General features: G+C 67.1%; 14 protein-coding genes. 6 read left to right on the top strand and 8 right to left on the bottom strand.

The genetic code is table 11. The features are described from left to right. Positions 1-36 precede the first annotated feature (36 nt). From I8N68_RS05910 to I8N68_RS05885, 6 genes are all read right to left on the bottom strand, one after another. Positions 37-1,257 carry a tyrosine-type recombinase/integrase gene (locus I8N68_RS05910; RefSeq protein WP_200208812.1) on the bottom strand — a complete coding sequence of 407 codons (1,221 nt, stop codon included), beginning with the start codon at positions 1,255-1,257 and terminating at the stop codon, positions 37-39. Next, the gene (locus I8N68_RS05905; protein ID WP_107075187.1) at positions 1,257-1,454 is read right to left on the bottom strand and encodes an excisionase family DNA-binding protein; all 198 of its coding nucleotides are present in this window, start codon (positions 1,452-1,454) and stop codon (positions 1,257-1,259) included. Before I8N68_RS05905 ends, I8N68_RS05910 begins: the two co-directional genes overlap by 1 nt. Further along, positions 1,451-3,022, bottom strand: a complete 1,572-nt coding sequence (locus I8N68_RS05900; RefSeq protein ID WP_200208811.1) for a replication initiator — start codon at positions 3,020-3,022, stop codon at positions 1,451-1,453. Before I8N68_RS05900 ends, I8N68_RS05905 begins: the two co-directional genes overlap by 4 nt. 553 nt (positions 3,023-3,575) lie before the next feature. Further along, a complete protein-coding gene (locus tag I8N68_RS05895) occupies positions 3,576-4,058 on the bottom strand; it encodes a hypothetical protein (RefSeq protein ID WP_200208810.1) in 483 nt (160 codons plus the stop codon). A gap of 568 nt (positions 4,059-4,626) precedes the next feature. Then, positions 4,627-6,267, bottom strand: a complete 1,641-nt coding sequence (locus I8N68_RS05890; protein WP_200208809.1) for a DNA-processing protein DprA — start codon at positions 6,265-6,267, stop codon at positions 4,627-4,629. 1,368 nt (positions 6,268-7,635) lie between these two features. Continuing rightward, the gene (locus tag I8N68_RS05885; RefSeq protein ID WP_200208808.1) at positions 7,636-8,085 is read right to left on the bottom strand and encodes a hypothetical protein; all 450 of its coding nucleotides are present in this window, start codon (positions 8,083-8,085) and stop codon (positions 7,636-7,638) included. 322 nt (positions 8,086-8,407) lie between these two features. Between I8N68_RS05885 and I8N68_RS05880 the strand changes: the two genes are divergently transcribed. Beyond that, positions 8,408-9,505: a TIGR02391 family protein gene (locus I8N68_RS05880; protein WP_200208807.1), complete on the top strand. Its 1,098-nt coding sequence runs from the start codon at positions 8,408-8,410 to the stop codon at positions 9,503-9,505. A 461-nt stretch (positions 9,506-9,966) separates the two neighbouring features. Here I8N68_RS05880 and I8N68_RS05875 read toward each other — a convergent pair whose 3' ends face one another. Together I8N68_RS05875 and I8N68_RS05870 are read right to left on the bottom strand one after the other, a co-directional pair. Next, on the bottom strand, positions 9,967-10,164 hold the full coding sequence (locus I8N68_RS05875) for a hypothetical protein (RefSeq protein WP_200208806.1): 198 nt from the start codon (positions 10,162-10,164) through the stop codon (positions 9,967-9,969). A 49-nt stretch (positions 10,165-10,213) separates the two neighbouring features. Beyond that, entirely contained in the window at positions 10,214-10,438 is a 225-nt protein-coding gene (locus I8N68_RS05870) for a winged helix-turn-helix domain-containing protein (protein ID WP_200208805.1), read from the bottom strand. A 217-nt stretch (positions 10,439-10,655) separates the two neighbouring features. Here I8N68_RS05870 and I8N68_RS05865 point away from each other — a divergent pair, with 217 nt between their 5' ends. The 5 genes from I8N68_RS05865 to I8N68_RS05840 all read left to right on the top strand — a co-directional run bounded on the left by I8N68_RS05865 (position 10,656) and on the right by I8N68_RS05840 (position 15,206). Continuing rightward, positions 10,656-10,925 (top strand): hypothetical protein, encoded by a 270-nt coding sequence (locus tag I8N68_RS05865; RefSeq protein ID WP_234038826.1) that lies wholly within the window; start codon positions 10,656-10,658, stop codon positions 10,923-10,925. A gap of 211 nt (positions 10,926-11,136) precedes the next feature. Further along, positions 11,137-11,310, top strand: a complete 174-nt coding sequence (locus I8N68_RS05855) for a hypothetical protein (protein WP_200208803.1) — start codon at positions 11,137-11,139, stop codon at positions 11,308-11,310. A gap of 1,170 nt (positions 11,311-12,480) precedes the next feature. Next, on the top strand, positions 12,481-13,005 hold the full coding sequence (locus I8N68_RS05850; protein ID WP_200208802.1) for a hypothetical protein: 525 nt from the start codon (positions 12,481-12,483) through the stop codon (positions 13,003-13,005). Next, on the top strand, positions 13,005-14,027 hold the full coding sequence (locus I8N68_RS05845) for an ArsR/SmtB family transcription factor (protein WP_200208801.1): 1,023 nt from the start codon (positions 13,005-13,007) through the stop codon (positions 14,025-14,027). The genes I8N68_RS05850 and I8N68_RS05845 overlap by 1 nt, the downstream gene beginning before the upstream one ends. 285 nt (positions 14,028-14,312) lie before the next feature. Further along, complete coding sequence (locus I8N68_RS05840) at positions 14,313-15,206, top strand: SdrD B-like domain-containing protein (RefSeq protein ID WP_200208800.1); 894 nt, start codon at positions 14,313-14,315, stop codon at positions 15,204-15,206. The last annotated feature ends 75 nt before the right edge of the window (positions 15,207-15,281 follow it).

The raw sequence follows: 15,281 nt of genomic DNA, 5'->3' as shown, positions 1-15,281 counted from the left end.
CCGCCTACAGCTTTGATGACGTAAACGAATCGCGGCTCACCGGTCGAGTGCCTTGCCGAGCCGCTTGAGGGCGTCGCGGGTGGCCGCCGAGGACACCACCGTGTAGATCTCCATGGTGATGGCGAACTGGGCGTGCCTCAGGATCTGCATCGCCACCCGGGGATGCACGTCAAGGTCCGCCAGGAGCGAGGCGCAGGTCCGCCGGGCGTCTCTGACGGTGATCCGCCGGACGCCGGCCGCGTCGCAGCGCCGGTCCCAGAAGCGGTTGAAGTTGCGTGGCTCAACCGGCCGCCCGTAGCGGGTGGTGAAGATCAGGTCAGACGGCTGCCAGGCCGTTCCGGCGGCGTCCCGAGCGGCGGTCTGGGCGATACGGCGGCGGCCGAGGGCCACGGCGCAGATGTCCGGCAGCGGCAGAGTGGCGTCCGAGGCAGCCGTCTTCGTCTCCCGGTGCAGCAGCTCGGCACCGACCCGCTGGAGCTGCCGGTCGATGGTCAACTCCCCCGCGTCGAGGTCGACGTCAGCCCAGGCGAGCCCCAACATTTCACCCTTGCGCAGACCGAGCACCAGGACCAGGACGTACGCGGCGTAGAGCGGGTCGTCGTCGGCGCGGGCCGACTCCAGAAAGCCCCGTGCCTCGTCGCTCGTCCACGCCTTCCGCTTGCGCTTCCGTACCGGTGGCAGCTTCACCAGGGACGCGACGTTGCGAGAGACCAGCCCATCGGTGATCGCCTGGGACAGCAGCCTCCGGAGCACGGTCCGCAGGTGGGTGACGCTGGTTGCAGAGGGCAGATCTCGGCAGCAGCGGCCAAGGGCACAGCAGCGACGCTGGGCGGGCTTGCGCCGCTCGTCCTTACCCTGGGCGCAGCACTGGCAGGTCCGACCCACCTCGTTGATCCAGGTCTGCACGTCGCTGACCCGGAGCTTGTCGAGGCGCTTCCGGCCCAGCCCAGGCACGAGGTAAAGCCGGACCACCACCTCGTAGGTGACGTAGCTGCCGGGGGCCAGGTTCGGCTTGACGATCTCGCGCAGCCAGTAGCCGGCGTACTCCCCTACCGTCGGGGAGCGGGTCGCCACAGGACCGGCCTTCGCCTGACCGTGCAGCTTGATCCACTTGTCGTGGACCTCCTCGCGGGTCTTGCCGTAAACCCACTTCCGGCCCCGCTTGCCGTCCGGCTTCTCGACCCAGACGTACGCGGCGAAGCCGTTCCGGTACGCGAAGATCGACCCCTCGCCGTTGGCACGGGCACGTCCGGGCATCAGGCAGCCTCCTGGCGTTCGACCTGCTCGCGGATGTAGTCGTCGACCCATTCGGGGAGGATGCGGCGGTACTTGCCGTCCTTGATGGAGCGCAGCTCGCCGGTGGCGATCTTCATCTTGACCTTGGAGATGCCGAAGCCGAGCAGCACGGCGACTTCGGCCGGCGAGTACCAGCGGGGGCGCAGGTCGTGGGTCATGCGGCGGCTCCGGTGAGCCAGGCTTCGTGGGCGAGTTCTTCCCGGCCGATGCGTCTGCTCTCGCGTCGCTGTCGGGCGGCGGTGTTGGCGAGCAGGGCGTCACCTTGGGTGAGCCAGCCGGAGCCGATGTAGGTGAGGGTGCCGACGGTGATGGAGTCGGCGGGTTCGTTGTCTTCGGTGCGGCGGTAGGTGGCGCGGGTGTCGCGGAGCAGGGCGAAGGTGACGGAGTAGCGGCGGGCTTTGGTGAGGAAGTGGCCGCCGAAGCCGAGCATGTGCGCCCAGCGGCGCAGCCCGGCGTAGGCGTTGGGTTCGGTGTCAAGGCTGTCTTGACGGTCGTCGGCGGTTGCGGCGCCGCTGCTGGTGTCGGCGGGAGTGGGGCGGCCGAGATGCCAGCAGGCGTCGATGAGGCGAGCGGTGTGGTCGCCTTCGGGATCGGCGTAGTCGTCGATGGTGGCCGGGGTGAGGCGGTCGGAGGAGTGACCGGTGGCTTCGGTGGCCTTGGTGGCGTACTTGGCGAGGTAGGCGGCCACCTTGCCGTCGGTCAGCTCACCGCTCGTGGTGTTGATGCGTCGGACGTCGACCTGCTCGCCCCAGGCGACCAGCCAGCCTTGGGGCTGGTCGGGGTGCGGTGGCGTGGTGACGGTGATCTGCCGGGCGGCGGCGTGGATCGCGTCTTCCAGGTCGTCGAGGGTGATGCCGGCCGGTGGCGGCACGAAGGCGTCCGGGTCGTCGGGGTCGACGCCGTCGAGGCGCAGCAGGACGTGGAAGTGCACGGCGGCCCGGCGTTGCATCTCGGCGACCTTGCCGTGGGACACCCGCACGGGCGGCACCCAGCGGACCTTGCCGGAGGCGGTGACGACCCGGACGGAGGGGATGCCGCGCTTGCGGCAGATGGCGGCGAGGTGCCGGTCGGCGGCCTGCTTGGTGCGCCGCCACAGCTCGCCGGAGAAGTAGTTCCAGACGACCTGGTGGGCGTGGTCGTAGCAGTCGAGGCACAACGGCTGGCCGAGCCGCGGGAGGTCGGCGTCGTGGCGGGCGAAGCACGCTGCGGGCCGCCCGTGTGGGCAGGTGCCGGCGTTGCTGCGGGCGCGGCAGGGGGCGGGGCGGCAGTCGCAGCGCTGCCGGTTGCGGCAGGTGTGGCGGGGGACGTGGCGGTGGTGGACCGGGCCGAAGGACGGGGCGGTGAAGGTGGCGAAGACGACCGGGTGCCGGCCGACCGAGTCGGGGACGCCCTTGCCGCCGGTCAGACCGCGACAGACGACTTGGTAGGCGTCGCCCCGGTAGACCCAGGCGCAGTCCGGGCACACCGATTCGCGGCGGTTGCCGCACGCCTTGTAGAGCGCGCGGTCGGGCAGCTCGTCGGTGTGCAGCTGGCCGGTGATGCGGCCGGTGTCTCGCTCGACGGCGGCGATGGTGCCGGTGAGGCGGATCGGGCGAGCACAGCCGCCGGCGGGGCGGGTGTGCTCCAGCCAGCCGGAGAACTCCGGCGAGGCGGCGCGGTGCAGGACCTGGGCGTCACGGCCGACGGCGAGACCGGGCCGGTAGAGGGCGAGCGGGGTGGTGGACACGACTGTCTCCTCATCAGGGGGTGGCAGGGACGGGAGACGAAGCACCACCAGCAGTGGACGCATGTCCGCTGGTGGTGTTCGTCGTGTCTCCTGGCACCGCCGAGAGGGCGGCTGACGCCGGAGGGCGGAATCGTGGTCGTGCCACTTCCCGCCGATGGGTCATGTCCTTTCACGCTCGTAGACCTGATGAGTGGGCCGGCACGGGTGGGGAGCCTGGGATATCGGCATCCGGCGGGTTGCCGCAGGCTGCCCCACCCGTGGAGCGGTGCGAATCTGGGGGCCATCGTGGACGGCAGGAAAGGCCGTACTGGGCCGCTCAGCGGATTCGGGAGACCGGCACAGCGGCCGGTGCGATCGAGAGCCGGCGGGACGTAGCCCGCATCAGCGGCAGGAAGGCCGCTCAGCATCTCCGGCGTCGAGTCCAGCGAACCGGCAGGAGGGCCGCGCTGGCGTCCTCGACGAGCGTCAGAGTAGCACCGGGTACCGACACGTCAACCCGCCGTGACGCCGCTTCACTGATTGGCGAGCCCGCCACACCTCGCGGTTCTGAGTGTCAGCAGACGCACTCGAAGGACAAACTGCTACCCGCCGGGGTCGCGATGCAGGCTGCCCGGACAGGGGCATGCCGCTGCGCCTTCGCCCAGGTATCCGCCAGCGCTGCGGCTCGCAGCGGTCCGGTGGGAGGAAAGCTGAACCCCGTGTCATGGACGCCGAGGCTGTCAAGGCCGGTCAGATCGGCCTCATCGTCGAAGGCCATCTCCAAGTCGAGCTGCCATAGTTCGGGCTGCCAGTAGGGATCGTCGTGATCACCGACATCAGCGATGGCCAACTGCCGGGTGAAGGTGAGAATCAGGCGGTTGTCGCTCCAGGACCGTCGGCCCCACTGGATGATGAAGCCGTCGGCATCGGAGTCCGGAGTTGCGTCGACGCCGTAGATGTCCAGTTGCAGGAACTCAGCGAATGCTCCCCATGCCGCGTCGACGTCGGTCACAGAGTCCTGCTCGACGCCGTGTCGCCGCAGGATCTGCGCGAACACGTCAAGACTGCTCCGCCAAGGGATGCGCATGTGACCAGCATGCCCTGACGGAACAGCCCGGCTGCTGGCCGGTGTGGGAGGACTTTCTGTACGTCTATCAAGGCGGCCCTGAACGGGCCGCACGCGCCGCCGCCTGGGCGCGCGTCCGACGCTCCGCTGTCGCTCCACGCCGGCCACGCAGGACGCCCGGCGGCTGGCGCGGAGAGCGGGAAGCCCGGGGGCCGCCGCAGACGGCAGCGTCGAGAATGGTTGAGGTTCGTGGGCCGGCAGCCGGCCTGGGGCGCGGCGGCCGTGGAACCGCCGCGCCGTAGGGCGAGTCACCGCCGGCCGTGGTGAGGATGCGGCGCGAAGGATGCGGGGCCGCCCCTCCGACCTCAAGGGCGCTTCGCGTCGCTACGCGACGGCCCTACGGGCCGCCCTTGACCCCGGAGCCTCTGCGGCCCCTCGGGCCGGCGTTGCCGGCAGGCAGGGGCCTGCCCGTGATGCTCGCGCCGCATCCCCACCCCGGCCTCGTGATCCGGCGCCAGACCGCGCGCGTCAATGTCTCCTTGACGCCAAAGCCCGCAACTTACCCAGGCTGTTGCAGCACTTGATTCCGGCCGCCGTCGACGAGCTGCTCAATCACGTCCGCCGTCAGCTCCTCTGGACTGCTAAGAAGTAGATCGTGGGGCCACTTCATCAGCTCGGAGTGTTCGCAGTACCCCCAAAGGACACCGACCCCCTTGACCCCGGCCTTGCGGGCTGCCTCTAGGTCTTTCGGCTGATCCCCGATATAGACGGCAGCATCGGCGGCTACACCAAAATGCTTGAGTGCGGTCCTGATTCCCTCATCCTTATGGCCTCGGGTTTGGTTGTAGGAAAGGACCAGGTCGAAAAGATTGCGGACATCCGGAGGCAGTGAGGCGGCAGCTCGGCGTGCAGGCTGTGCCGTGATGGCCGCAACGTGCATCCGGCGATCCTTCATCTCCCGGATCGCTTTCACCACCTCATCAAAAACGTGGACGTCGCGACATGCGTCAGCAAAGTGCTTGTCGTATTCGCTGCGGTACACCTCATAGGCGTTGCGCACGCCCAGATCAGCGAGGGCCTGGTGTGGCGCCTTCGTCACTGTGACGGCCGCTGGTTGAACGTCGACTCCTGTGTGCTTCGTAGCAATACTAGCGATGGCAGATGCGGAAGCGTCGCGTGTATCCACGACAACCCCATCGATATCAAAGAGAGCGGCTTTGGGCTTAACAGCAGCAGGCTCGCTCTCGACGTCGAAGAGTGCTGGCTGATCCACCTCGTCCTGGTCCTGGACCTTACTCGACCAAAGCTCCCCCAACGTGTCTTCAACCACGCGGATGACCTGGTCAAAACGTTCAATAACGTGCGCGCCGCGCCGCACCAGCTCTTCGGCCCAGCCGGTATCACCAACTCGGAGATTGCGACTCAGTAAAAATACCGGTCTGCCGTGCTTGAAGGAGAACTCGGCCTGAATGATGGAACCGCAGCCCGGCTTTCCCTCGATGATGACGGTCCCCAGGGCGAGTGTGCACATGACCTCATTGCGCGCAGGGAACATCCAGCGCTGCGGTCCCACCCCCGTCGGAAACTGGCTAATGACCGCGCCGTTCCTCGGGATCTCGGCGTATAGGTCAAGGTTCTCTTTCGGGTATGCATGATCGATGCCGTGCGCAATTACAGCGTAGGTTTTGCCTGCTGGCGGGTGCAGGGCGGACCGGTGAGACGCGCCATCGATACCCTTTGCAAGACCACTAACGACTGCAATGTTCGCTTCAACACACTTCCGGGCGAACCTGTTGGCAGCCGCGGCGCCCTCCTCGCTAGGGTCAACTCTTCCAACCAGCGCCAGAGCGCGAGTTGCCAAGCTCTCGATGTCACCCTTGTAGAACAGGATAGGTGGCCGGCCATCCCAGAGCGAAAGATTGCGCGGGTAGTCCGGATCAGACCAGAGTTTGAAGTTCCCGCCGAGCTTCAGGGTTTGCTCGACTGCCTGCTGATAATGACTCACCTCGGCAGTTGCGAGAAATTCATGGACCCTGGCCGGAGTCTTGGCGCCAGAGTTCAGGAACTCCAGAGCATTGCCGGGAGATCCGAACCGCGTAAGGAGATCCAGCACGCGACGAGGGCCGAGACCAGGCGCATCAAGCATCAGCAGGACTTCTGCGGCTTCAGCTTTACGTAGGCCGCTGACTGCATATGACACAGTGCTTCCCCCAACCTCTAGCGCGGACCTCCCGGACGAGTTCCTGGTTATTCTGGTACGTAGACGAGCTGTTGAGCTGACGTCCCAACGTGATCGCCGTGACTGACCTAGCCCCGGAACGTCGCAACGCTGCGGCTGCACTAGCAATAGATGCGCCGGATGTCCATGTATCGTCCAATAGTATAACGGATTTGCCCTGAACGCTACCGGCGGCCACTATGTAAGAATCAGGCTTAAGTTCTCCCCGATTAGGGCGCGAGACGGCCCGATTCCGAGAAACGATGTCGAAACGCCACCGGAAAGGCGGTTCCCCGTCACCGACGGGAGCAGCTATCCGCTCTAGGTGGTCGAAGCCTCTTTCGGTATTGTCGCTAGGTACAGCCAGGGCGAGATCAAAGGGTCCGTAAGCCTTCTTAATGCAATTGCCGTGCCGGCTAGTGAAGTGCCAGAGCAAGGATCGCAGCGGGCTTTCGAGCCACGTGACCCCGAAATCCTTGTATCGGTGCAACATCGATTCAAGGCCGTCGTCAAGGCTGTAGGTCATGGGTATCAGGGCCGCGATGGCGTGGCCGTAGTTCCTGCACTGAGCGCAGCGTGCAAACGGCTCACCGTTGTGCATGGTGCCAACAGCGCCCCCACACAGCCCACAGGAGATTGCTGGACGAGGCGCGGCTTCCCGCAGCACGTCCTGAGCAAGAAGCCACCCCATCCAGTCGGTCACCGTGGGTGGCTTGCTCGCAAATATGGGCTTGGTGAAGTCTCGGTACCTGGCCACGACTGCCCCTTCCCTAGCGTGCGCGTGATCGTACGCGCAGTGAGGGTCCTGCATGGGGTAGCTCGTACGCATGTTCCAAACCTATTGATGGGTGCGACAGTGCTGCGCGCGTCTCACTCGGCTCCTTCAACGCTCCGCACCTACCTCCGGTAACTAGGGAACGTGCGGTGACCACTGGTTCTCCGGCTCGGCGGGGCGCTAGGAGCCTGCCCAAGAGGGTTGCCAAATGCCAATGCGGCAGCACCAATTGCGCATAGTCGCTTTACCGTCTCAGCGGTCAATACGGGCGAAGGCGGTGTAGCGAGTGGGTGAGGCCCTTTAGGCTTCAGCGCCGTGAGCAGGGAGGACATGTCTGACCGCCCGGGTAGCTGGGACTGCGCCGGTCCCGAGGACGAGCATGGACGACACAGCGCCAAGGCGAGAGCTTCAGCCCAACCAGTGTGAAACGAGGAAGTCGGCTCACGTCGGAGCCACGCTGGTGGACGCGCCCGCGTAGCAGTCGGGGGGGAGCCATTAAGAAGACCAGCTGGTCCTAGACCAGCTGGTTACGCCCGTGATGCGCGGGCGACCAGGTTGCTGACCATCCAGAGGGTTCAGGTCGAGCCGTCAGCCGCAACCGCCGGGACAGATCTGAACGCGCGCCAGCGCCGGAAGATCTTCCATGGTCGATCGAGCCAGTCGAGCACTCTGCCCTTCGACGAACGCAGCCGATCGGTCTCGTCGCCGATGACATACCAACCGACGTCTGGGTCCCCCGAGTGCTCCGCAGCCTGCCAGTGTGCGACCGCAGCCCGCGAGAGATCGTCGACCAGCCGCTGCGGTACGCCGGCGGACCTAAGAGCGACCTGAAGCTGGCCTAGATAGACCTGTAGGTCCAGCCAGTCGCCCTCACCCCCCTTGGTCCAAGCCTTGCGATCGACTTCTACGAGCAATTCGGCCGCCCTCCGGCGGCTGTCGTTACGACGGCCGAGCGAGGCGATCCCAGCTCCGAGCAGCAGGGTTCCCACAGGCAGCAGCTGTTGTAGCAGGGTTGGCTCGCTCACGGGAGTAGAAACTACCGAACGTTGTCCATGCCAAGTGAGGTGCGGACTGCAAGCATCTGAGAACTCCCCGCCGAGCAGCAGCGAGGCAGCAGGTAGGCAGCGCAATCCTTGCTGTAGATCGAATCCAGACGTCCACGAACGAGGTCCGGCACCTGCTCGTCAACGCGCATTGGCACCAGCTGACAGCAGTCGGCAACTTGAGTCCGCATCCCCCCGGCGGGGGTCTGAACTCGCTCTCGGCCGGGCCGCGAGCCGTACAAGATTACGTTGGTGCGGGGGCTTGTCCCATGCTCTCCTGGTTGTCACACGAACGAGGAGCGTCATGCAGCAGCAGGTGAGCGAGGCGAGTTCAGTTCCATCACCCGGGGGTGAACGTGCAGAGTCCCTGATCGCCGTCATCTGGGCGCACTTGTGCGACCGTCATGTCTGGCCGACTTGGGCCGAGGTCGACCAGCAGCTCTATCTCGCCGGCACGAGATTCGAGGACGCCCGGGAGGAGTTGGCACCTGGTCTTGTCTGCGGCATTGATTCTCGGGGGCGCATGCTGCCCTCTCCTGAACAACGCCTCCGCTTAACAATCACTGGTGTCGCCAACTGTCAGGGCGGTGGCGACCACGTCAGAACCTTCATGCTGCTGGTGCAGCACGCCGTGTTGCTGGAAAGAGGGTGGGATTACACGTCCGGCGACCAGCCGTCGTTGTCGTTCAACGAGGCCCAGCGCTTGGTAGCCGCGCATCCCGGCACTCACGGCCTTATGGTGCTGCGGCAGGTGCTGTCTGTGATCGACCTCGAGCCTTGGTGCGGGGGTTACAGCGGCGACGGAGACGGCCGCAAGCTCTTCGTGACGCGCTCGGTCCGGGAGTTCGTCGGCGCAAAGACATTTCCGGCGTACTGCGAGGTGCTGGATCGACTGACTCGCCCAGCTGAGGTTAGGGTGCCTGCTCCTGTCGTCCCCGTAGTTGGGTCAGTGCAGGGCTCAGTCGACGCCGTGGCCGAGGGCTTGCGCTTGGAGATCCACCCGTTGCTGCACGACGCGCTGTGGTCATATGAGAATGGCCGCCTGGTAGACGCGGCCGACACGGCGCTACGCGAGGTCGAGGCCCGCCTCGTTACGCTGTCGGCAGGTGCGTCGGGGCTCCCGGAGGGTGAGTCCTTCGGCCAGCGCCGTGTCGCAGCCGCCCTAAAACCGAGCCTCGGCCCGATCCTCAACGTGAGCCATGCTGATGACGGGTATGACAGTGGTGAGCAGGACGGGATGACGTTCTTCTTCATGGGTGTCTATAGCGGTTTGCGCAACATGATCGTGCACCGGAAGTTTCGTCCGACCGATGCGACGGAAGTCGCCGAGATCCTTGCCGTAGCAAGCATGTGCATGCGTCGGCTCGACACGGCCGAGTCCCGTCTCTCCAGCTATCGCTGACGGATCCAGGTAGCAACACGTCCGCCCCCTGGTCCGCACCTACGGCACTAACGCTGTCGGCCGCGCAACGGGCAGACTCGGAAGGCGTGCAGGGGCGCGTCGCTGCCAGGAATCAGGTGTCCTGGGCGGTCTCGTTTGTGGTCTCGTTCATCTGCGTGCAAAGGCCGGCCGCCGGTAGCCGGAGCAGGTGTAGCGCTGTGCTCCTTGATTCAGTCGGTTGTGGCTGGACACTGGGTCGCAGACCTCGAAAGCGTGTGAAACTCCTCGCCCGCCTCGACCTGCTCTACCCACCGGCCGGCGACGACTTTCCGTTCGGAAAAAAGCAGCAAGGAGGCAGCGAACGGGCCGCCTGCCATCGGCAAGCCTCGACAGCGGGCGGGGTCGTAGCCGAGCTGACAGGTGCGGGATGACAACCGATGACAGCAGACGATGTGCCGCAGCCGCGTTCGGGACGAAGCGTCCTAGTCCGCCGACGCCTCATCAGGCCTCGCCGGCTGCACCGCTCGTTCCTTGATTAGGTCGTCGATGATCCATCGCAGCGCTGACACGGCGTTGGAGTACCGCAGGTACCGAGGAGTCTGGTTGGATTTCGGCTCACATCGCTGCCGCATCCACCGCAGTTCCTCGATCATCTGCTGCAACCGGTCCTCGTCCGTCATGGCCGAAGCGTGCCGGGTAGGAATCGCGACGGCAACGGGCAGCGACCGGCTACCTGGGGAGCGGGTCGGCGACGTAGACGCCCTTGCCCTGCCGGCCGTCGATCAGCCCTTCGGCCTTGAGCAGGAGCATGGCGGCCCGGATAACCGTGTTGCTGACCTTGTAGTGCTCGCAGAGGGCAGCAAACGACGGCAGCTTGTCGCCCGGCTTCAACTGGCCGGAGCTGACCTGCTCGCGGATATCCCGGGCTACCTGTAGGTAGGCGGCTTCAGACATAGGTGGTGCTCCCAGCTTGGCGGCTGGTGCAAGCAGACCACACCTCTGGCTCGACTTACAACGCTATGTGTCGTAGCTGTTGACCCTGCGCACATTGCGTCCTAAGTTGCTGGTGGGGCTACCCAGCTTGGCGGCCGGGTCGTCCTGCCGTGGGCGCCCTGTCTCCGGACACGGCTGACCGGGCGCCCACGGGACCCAAGCGTCGGCGGGAGGCGTAATGACCACACCGAACGATGCAGCTGATTCGACCGCAGGTGCCGTGCCGGATAGCGGCAGCCAACGGCGGCAGGACAACAGCCGGCGGCGCGTGTCCTACGACGAGTACGTCTTGGCAGCGGCGCTGACTCTCGCCCGCCGGCACCGGCCCGTCTGGTCATGGCAGCACTGGCGGCGCATCTGCCGTTGCGGCGGCGACCTGCCCTGCCAAAGCCGTCATGCCATCCCGATCAACCGCGGCCACTGGCCGAGCCAGGACGCGCCGCGATGACGACACACCTCCCGGTGACACCGGCCTGGACCTGCGGCGGCTGCGGTGCCGACTGGCCCTGCGGGATTCGACGGCGGGAGCTGCGAGCGGAGTACGACGGTGCTCCGGTGTCGCTGGCTCTTTACTTGGCCGCCCAGCTCGTCGACGCCGCCCAGGACCTGGCCCACGTCCCCGCCGGCCACCTGCACCACCGCTTCCTCGGCTGGACCCGATGAGCATCCTGCGGCCCGGCGACGAGAAGTTCCACTACAGCGACGGCTCCCACAAATGGATCCCGCCGAATCCCGACTACGACCAGGAGGTCTGGGACGAGCAGGTCCGCCAGCACAAGCAAGGCCACCTCAAGAACGAGCGCCCCAAGGTCCGCATCCAACGCCTCGTCTGATGCCAGCAGTACAGCAGCGAAGTACAGCAACCGTGCCAGCCGAACCCGGCCGGCAACGACGAAGACGAGCCCGATGACCTCGAACAACACCTCAGAAGACCAGCTCGCCGGCAATCCATAGGTTCAGGGTTCGAGTCCCTGGCGGCCCACTCTTACGCAGTTCAGCGGCCCCGACCGGGGTCGCTGTTACCGCCCCCCCGGGCGCAGTACAGCAGCAGGCCGATCAACGATCGAGGGCCTGGCCGGGCTGCCTGCCTCTCCTCCACGTCGGCCATCGGCACAGCGAGCCGACCAGCTCATCGAAGCCGGGGAACTCTTCTCGCGCTGCGGTGATGACCTCACTCCCCGACTTGCGAGGCGACGGTGCCCAGCATGGATCGAAGCCGTCGGCGAGAAGCCAAAGCGACGTTTGCCCAGGTAGCAGGAGCGTGGGCAGCCCGACCACCAGGCCGTGGGAAATGCTTTTACCTGTAGTTGGTGAACTGGTGACACTAGCCGTGCTTGCGGTGCAACCGACGTAGAGGAAGATCCACGTCAGATAGGCTGGCCAGCCGGCGCTAAGGATGCAGCCCGTCGGGATCATTGAGAACGGCTTCTGCCAGCCGCCCCGGAAATATGCGCTTCACGCTCGCCGAGTATTCACTCCCGTCGAGGGGCCGCGTTACCCGGTCGCCGTCAACCCGGACGGGCATGGAGACAGCAGAAGCGACCCCGGGGTCCGGTGCACCTTCGCACTGAGCCCAGGCAAACGACGAGGAACCTTCCTGCCCAAGCAGTCGGACCTTGCACGTGCCCGGTCCGCTGACTAACTCGCCGGGGAGGAGCGCGGCGAGACGCTGCTCCTCAGCCTGGACGGCAGCCGTGCTCCGATCAGGTAGCGCGTACTGCGGCTCGGAACAGCCAGCGAGCAGCCCGACCGCCAACCCGAGCCAGACGATGTATCGACCATTCACCCTCCGAGCATCCCACCCCTGTGGGCTGGACAGCGCTGATAGTCGCCCGCGCTACCACATCGAAGGCCGAAAAGATGTCGGCGCCACTCGGCCCGACGACACCACCCCCAAATCACGCCTACGACAGGGGCGGTTGTTCTGACGAATCCATTCTTCCCACGATTCGATGTAGATCTAATCGTGGCCGCCCGTCTGGTGATCCCTGCACGCTGTGGGCATGAAGACATTCGTCAAAGCACTCGCCGCGTTCGGCGCGGCGCTGATGGTGGCGGCGGTCCCCGCGACCGCTGCCTCAGCCGAGACCACGGTCGGCGGGAACTCCGGCTGGGTGCCGTTCCAGACCCCGTCGTTTACCTTGCCCGCTGGGGTGGCCTGCTCGTTCGAGCTTCACGGCGAGGTCGTGTACGACCACGAGTTCACCCGGGTCCTCGAGACGTTCCCCGACGGCAGCCCTAAGGTGCAGGAGTTCCAGGGCGCGCTGGGCGTGGTGTTCACGAACGTCGAGACCGGAGGGTCGGCGCGGCGCGACGGGTCCGGCACGCTGCGGGCGACCCGCGACGGAGACGGCGGTACCGAGTTCGTGTTCCAGGGCGACGGCATCGCGGGCATCCTGGCCGGCAGCCCGTTGCCGGGGGTCTACGTCGTGTCGGGCCACAACGTGCTCGTCGCGCACCCGGATGGATCGAGGGAGTTCACTGTGATTCACGGCACGCTCGAGAACATGTGCCAGACTCTGGCCTGATGATCCGGTTACGGCTCAGCTCGGCGGTCATGGCACGGATGCGGTTTGCGTACTCGCCGCTCGCGGAGACCGCCAAGAGCATCTACATGATCAACTCCGGCACCATCCACCGGCTGCACCGCGGCTGGTACGAGCGCGTCCGGTCGGATCTGGGTCGGGTCGACCGCGAGCTGCTTCGCGCAGTCGTCCCGCCCGGCGGACACATCGCGGAGTTCCTGTTCGTCGGTGCGACGGCCACCACGACGACGATCGAGCAGCAGCTCCAGCTCGTCGCCAACTGGCCGCTGGAGCACTTCGTGAGCGAGTTGGCGGAAGCCCGGCGCGGGGTCGGCCTGTCGGCCGCCGCGCGCCGGCTCGTCGACCTGGGCGCGGACGGTCCGCCGCGGGTGGCCAATGCCCTTGAGCAGTACTGGCGGGTCGCCGTCGCCCCGTACTGGCCGCAGCTGCGCGCGGTGCTGGACGCCGACGTCGCCTATCGGGTCGGCAAGCTCGCCCGGGGCGGTATCGCGGAGCTGATGCAGGACCTGCACCCGTCGATCGAGCTGACCGACCACGCGATCCGGGTCGCCAGCCTCGCCGAGGGCGACGTCGACGGCGGCGGCCTGACGCTGGTGCCGTGCGTGTTCATCTGGCCGCACCTCTGGGTCGAGTTCGGCCTGGCCGGCGAGCCGAGCCTGACGTACGGCGCGCGCGGCATCGGTGCGCTGTGGCAGAACGGCGACAGCGACACCGAGGAGGAGAGCGCGCTCGGCGCGCTCCTCGGCCGGACCCGTGCCGAAATCCTCGTCAGCCTCCGGCTGCCGCAGTCGACGACCGACCTGGCCCACGCGCTCGGCCTGACCCCGCCGACCGTCAGCTCGCACCTGGCGATCCTTCGTCGCAGCGGCCTGGTCACCTGCTGGCGCAGCGGGCGGCGGGTGCTCTACCAGCGCACCGGGGTGGCGTCCACGATCGTCGCGGCGTCCGGTTACGACAACGGCGTCAGCGGCGCCGGCCCTACAGCAGCTTCGTCGCTCGGATGATCGCGTCAGCGCGCTTGCCCACGCGAGAACCGAGCGCCCGCTGCCCGGCATCATCGCGGCGGTCATGGCGTTTCGAGATGAGGTCGCCCGCCGCCTCAATCAACGGAACGCCGGTGACCGCCCCACCCGCCGTGGCGTAACACGTTTTGGATCTTCATCGCCCAAACAGAAGAGATCGATGGCTGTGTTCGCACAGCCGTCGCTCCGACCGGCCGGGCGGACCCCGCCCGCGCCGGGGAGCGGCCCCGCGACCGCGGGTGACCGCCCCTGCTACGTGAGGATCCGATGCAGCTCACCGCACTCCGCCCGACCCGCCGCGCCCTGCGCGCCGCCCTGGCCACCGTCGCCCTGACCGGCGCGACCGCGGCCCTCGTACCCGCCGCGCCGGCCACCGCGGCCGGCCGTCAGCAGCCCGACCTGGCCGTCTCGCTGATGACCGTCGACCTGCTGAACCCGGCCGTCGGCGAGACCTTCTACACCGGAATCGACATCCGCAACTACGGCACCGGCGACGCCAACCCGCTGACCGTCACCGTGTCCGTACCGGCCGAACTGCGGCCCGAATCCGCGGGGGATGCGGGCGCCGGCTGGACCTGTTCCACCGGAACGTCAAGCTGGACCTGCACCTACCCGGCGCTGGCGGCCGGGGCGCGGGCGAACCGGCTGAGCCTGCCGAGCACGGTGGTCGGCGGGCAGCCGGGCAGCCTGGTCTCGGTCACCGCGGCGATCACTCCGCAGCGCCAGGAGTCCAACCCGGACAACAACACCGACCACGCCCAGGTCGAGATCGCGGGCACCTGCGTCATCCGGGGCACCGTGTGGCAGGACGTCGACGGCGACGGGCAGCGGGAGGACGGCGAGCCGCCGGTCGGCCCGGACGGTGTGGTCGGCGTCAGCCTGTTCGTCCGGGGCGGTCAGGTCTCCGGGGGTGGGCAGGCGACCGTGGCGGCGGACGGTACCTGGTCGATCACCGCCAAGACGGGCCCGCTGTACGAGGTCCGGGTCGAGGCGGCCAGCACGTTCGGGCTGACCGCCGGCGACGTCGGTGACGACGCCACCGACTCGGACATCGTCCGCTTCTACCAGCAGGACCCGACGCTGCTCGGCGGCAGCGCCGAGTTCGACCCGGCGCCCGGCGGCGAGTACGTCGTCGACGCCGGCCTCGTCGCGCTCAACTGACCCGCGGCCCGGCCCTCCGTCGCTCGGGGCGGAGGGCCGGCTGCCCGGTCAGCCGCGGTGCGGCACCCTGCGCGA

This window comes from Micromonospora coerulea (assembly GCF_016598485.1).
GTDB lineage: Bacteria > Actinomycetota > Actinomycetes > Mycobacteriales > Micromonosporaceae > Micromonospora > Micromonospora coerulea.
The sequence above is the reverse complement of the archived record's forward strand: the minus strand, read 5'-3'. Positions and strand labels throughout refer to the sequence as shown.

Excerpts from the sequence above, each read along its gene's own strand:
- I8N68_RS05880 (WP_200208807.1), top strand. The coding sequence starts at position 8,408 with ATGCAGCAGCAGGTGAGCGAGGCGAGTTCAGTTCCATCACCCGGGGGT.
- I8N68_RS05855 (WP_200208803.1), top strand. The coding sequence starts at position 11,137 with ATGAGCATCCTGCGGCCCGGCGACGAGAAGTTCCACTACAGCGACGGC.
- I8N68_RS05875 (WP_200208806.1), bottom strand. The coding sequence starts at position 10,164 with ATGACGGACGAGGACCGGTTGCAGCAGATGATCGAGGAACTGCGGTGG.
- I8N68_RS05845 (WP_200208801.1), top strand. The coding sequence starts at position 13,005 with ATGATCCGGTTACGGCTCAGCTCGGCGGTCATGGCACGGATGCGGTTT.
- I8N68_RS05850 (WP_200208802.1), top strand. The coding sequence starts at position 12,481 with ATGAAGACATTCGTCAAAGCACTCGCCGCGTTCGGCGCGGCGCTGATG.
- I8N68_RS05905 (WP_107075187.1), bottom strand. The coding sequence starts at position 1,454 with ATGACCCACGACCTGCGCCCCCGCTGGTACTCGCCGGCCGAAGTCGCC.
- I8N68_RS05865 (WP_234038826.1), top strand. The coding sequence starts at position 10,656 with ATGACCACACCGAACGATGCAGCTGATTCGACCGCAGGTGCCGTGCCG.
- I8N68_RS05870 (WP_200208805.1), bottom strand. The coding sequence starts at position 10,438 with ATGTCTGAAGCCGCCTACCTACAGGTAGCCCGGGATATCCGCGAGCAG.
- I8N68_RS05910 (WP_200208812.1), bottom strand. The coding sequence starts at position 1,257 with ATGCCCGGACGTGCCCGTGCCAACGGCGAGGGGTCGATCTTCGCGTAC.
- I8N68_RS05840 (WP_200208800.1), top strand. The coding sequence starts at position 14,313 with ATGCAGCTCACCGCACTCCGCCCGACCCGCCGCGCCCTGCGCGCCGCC.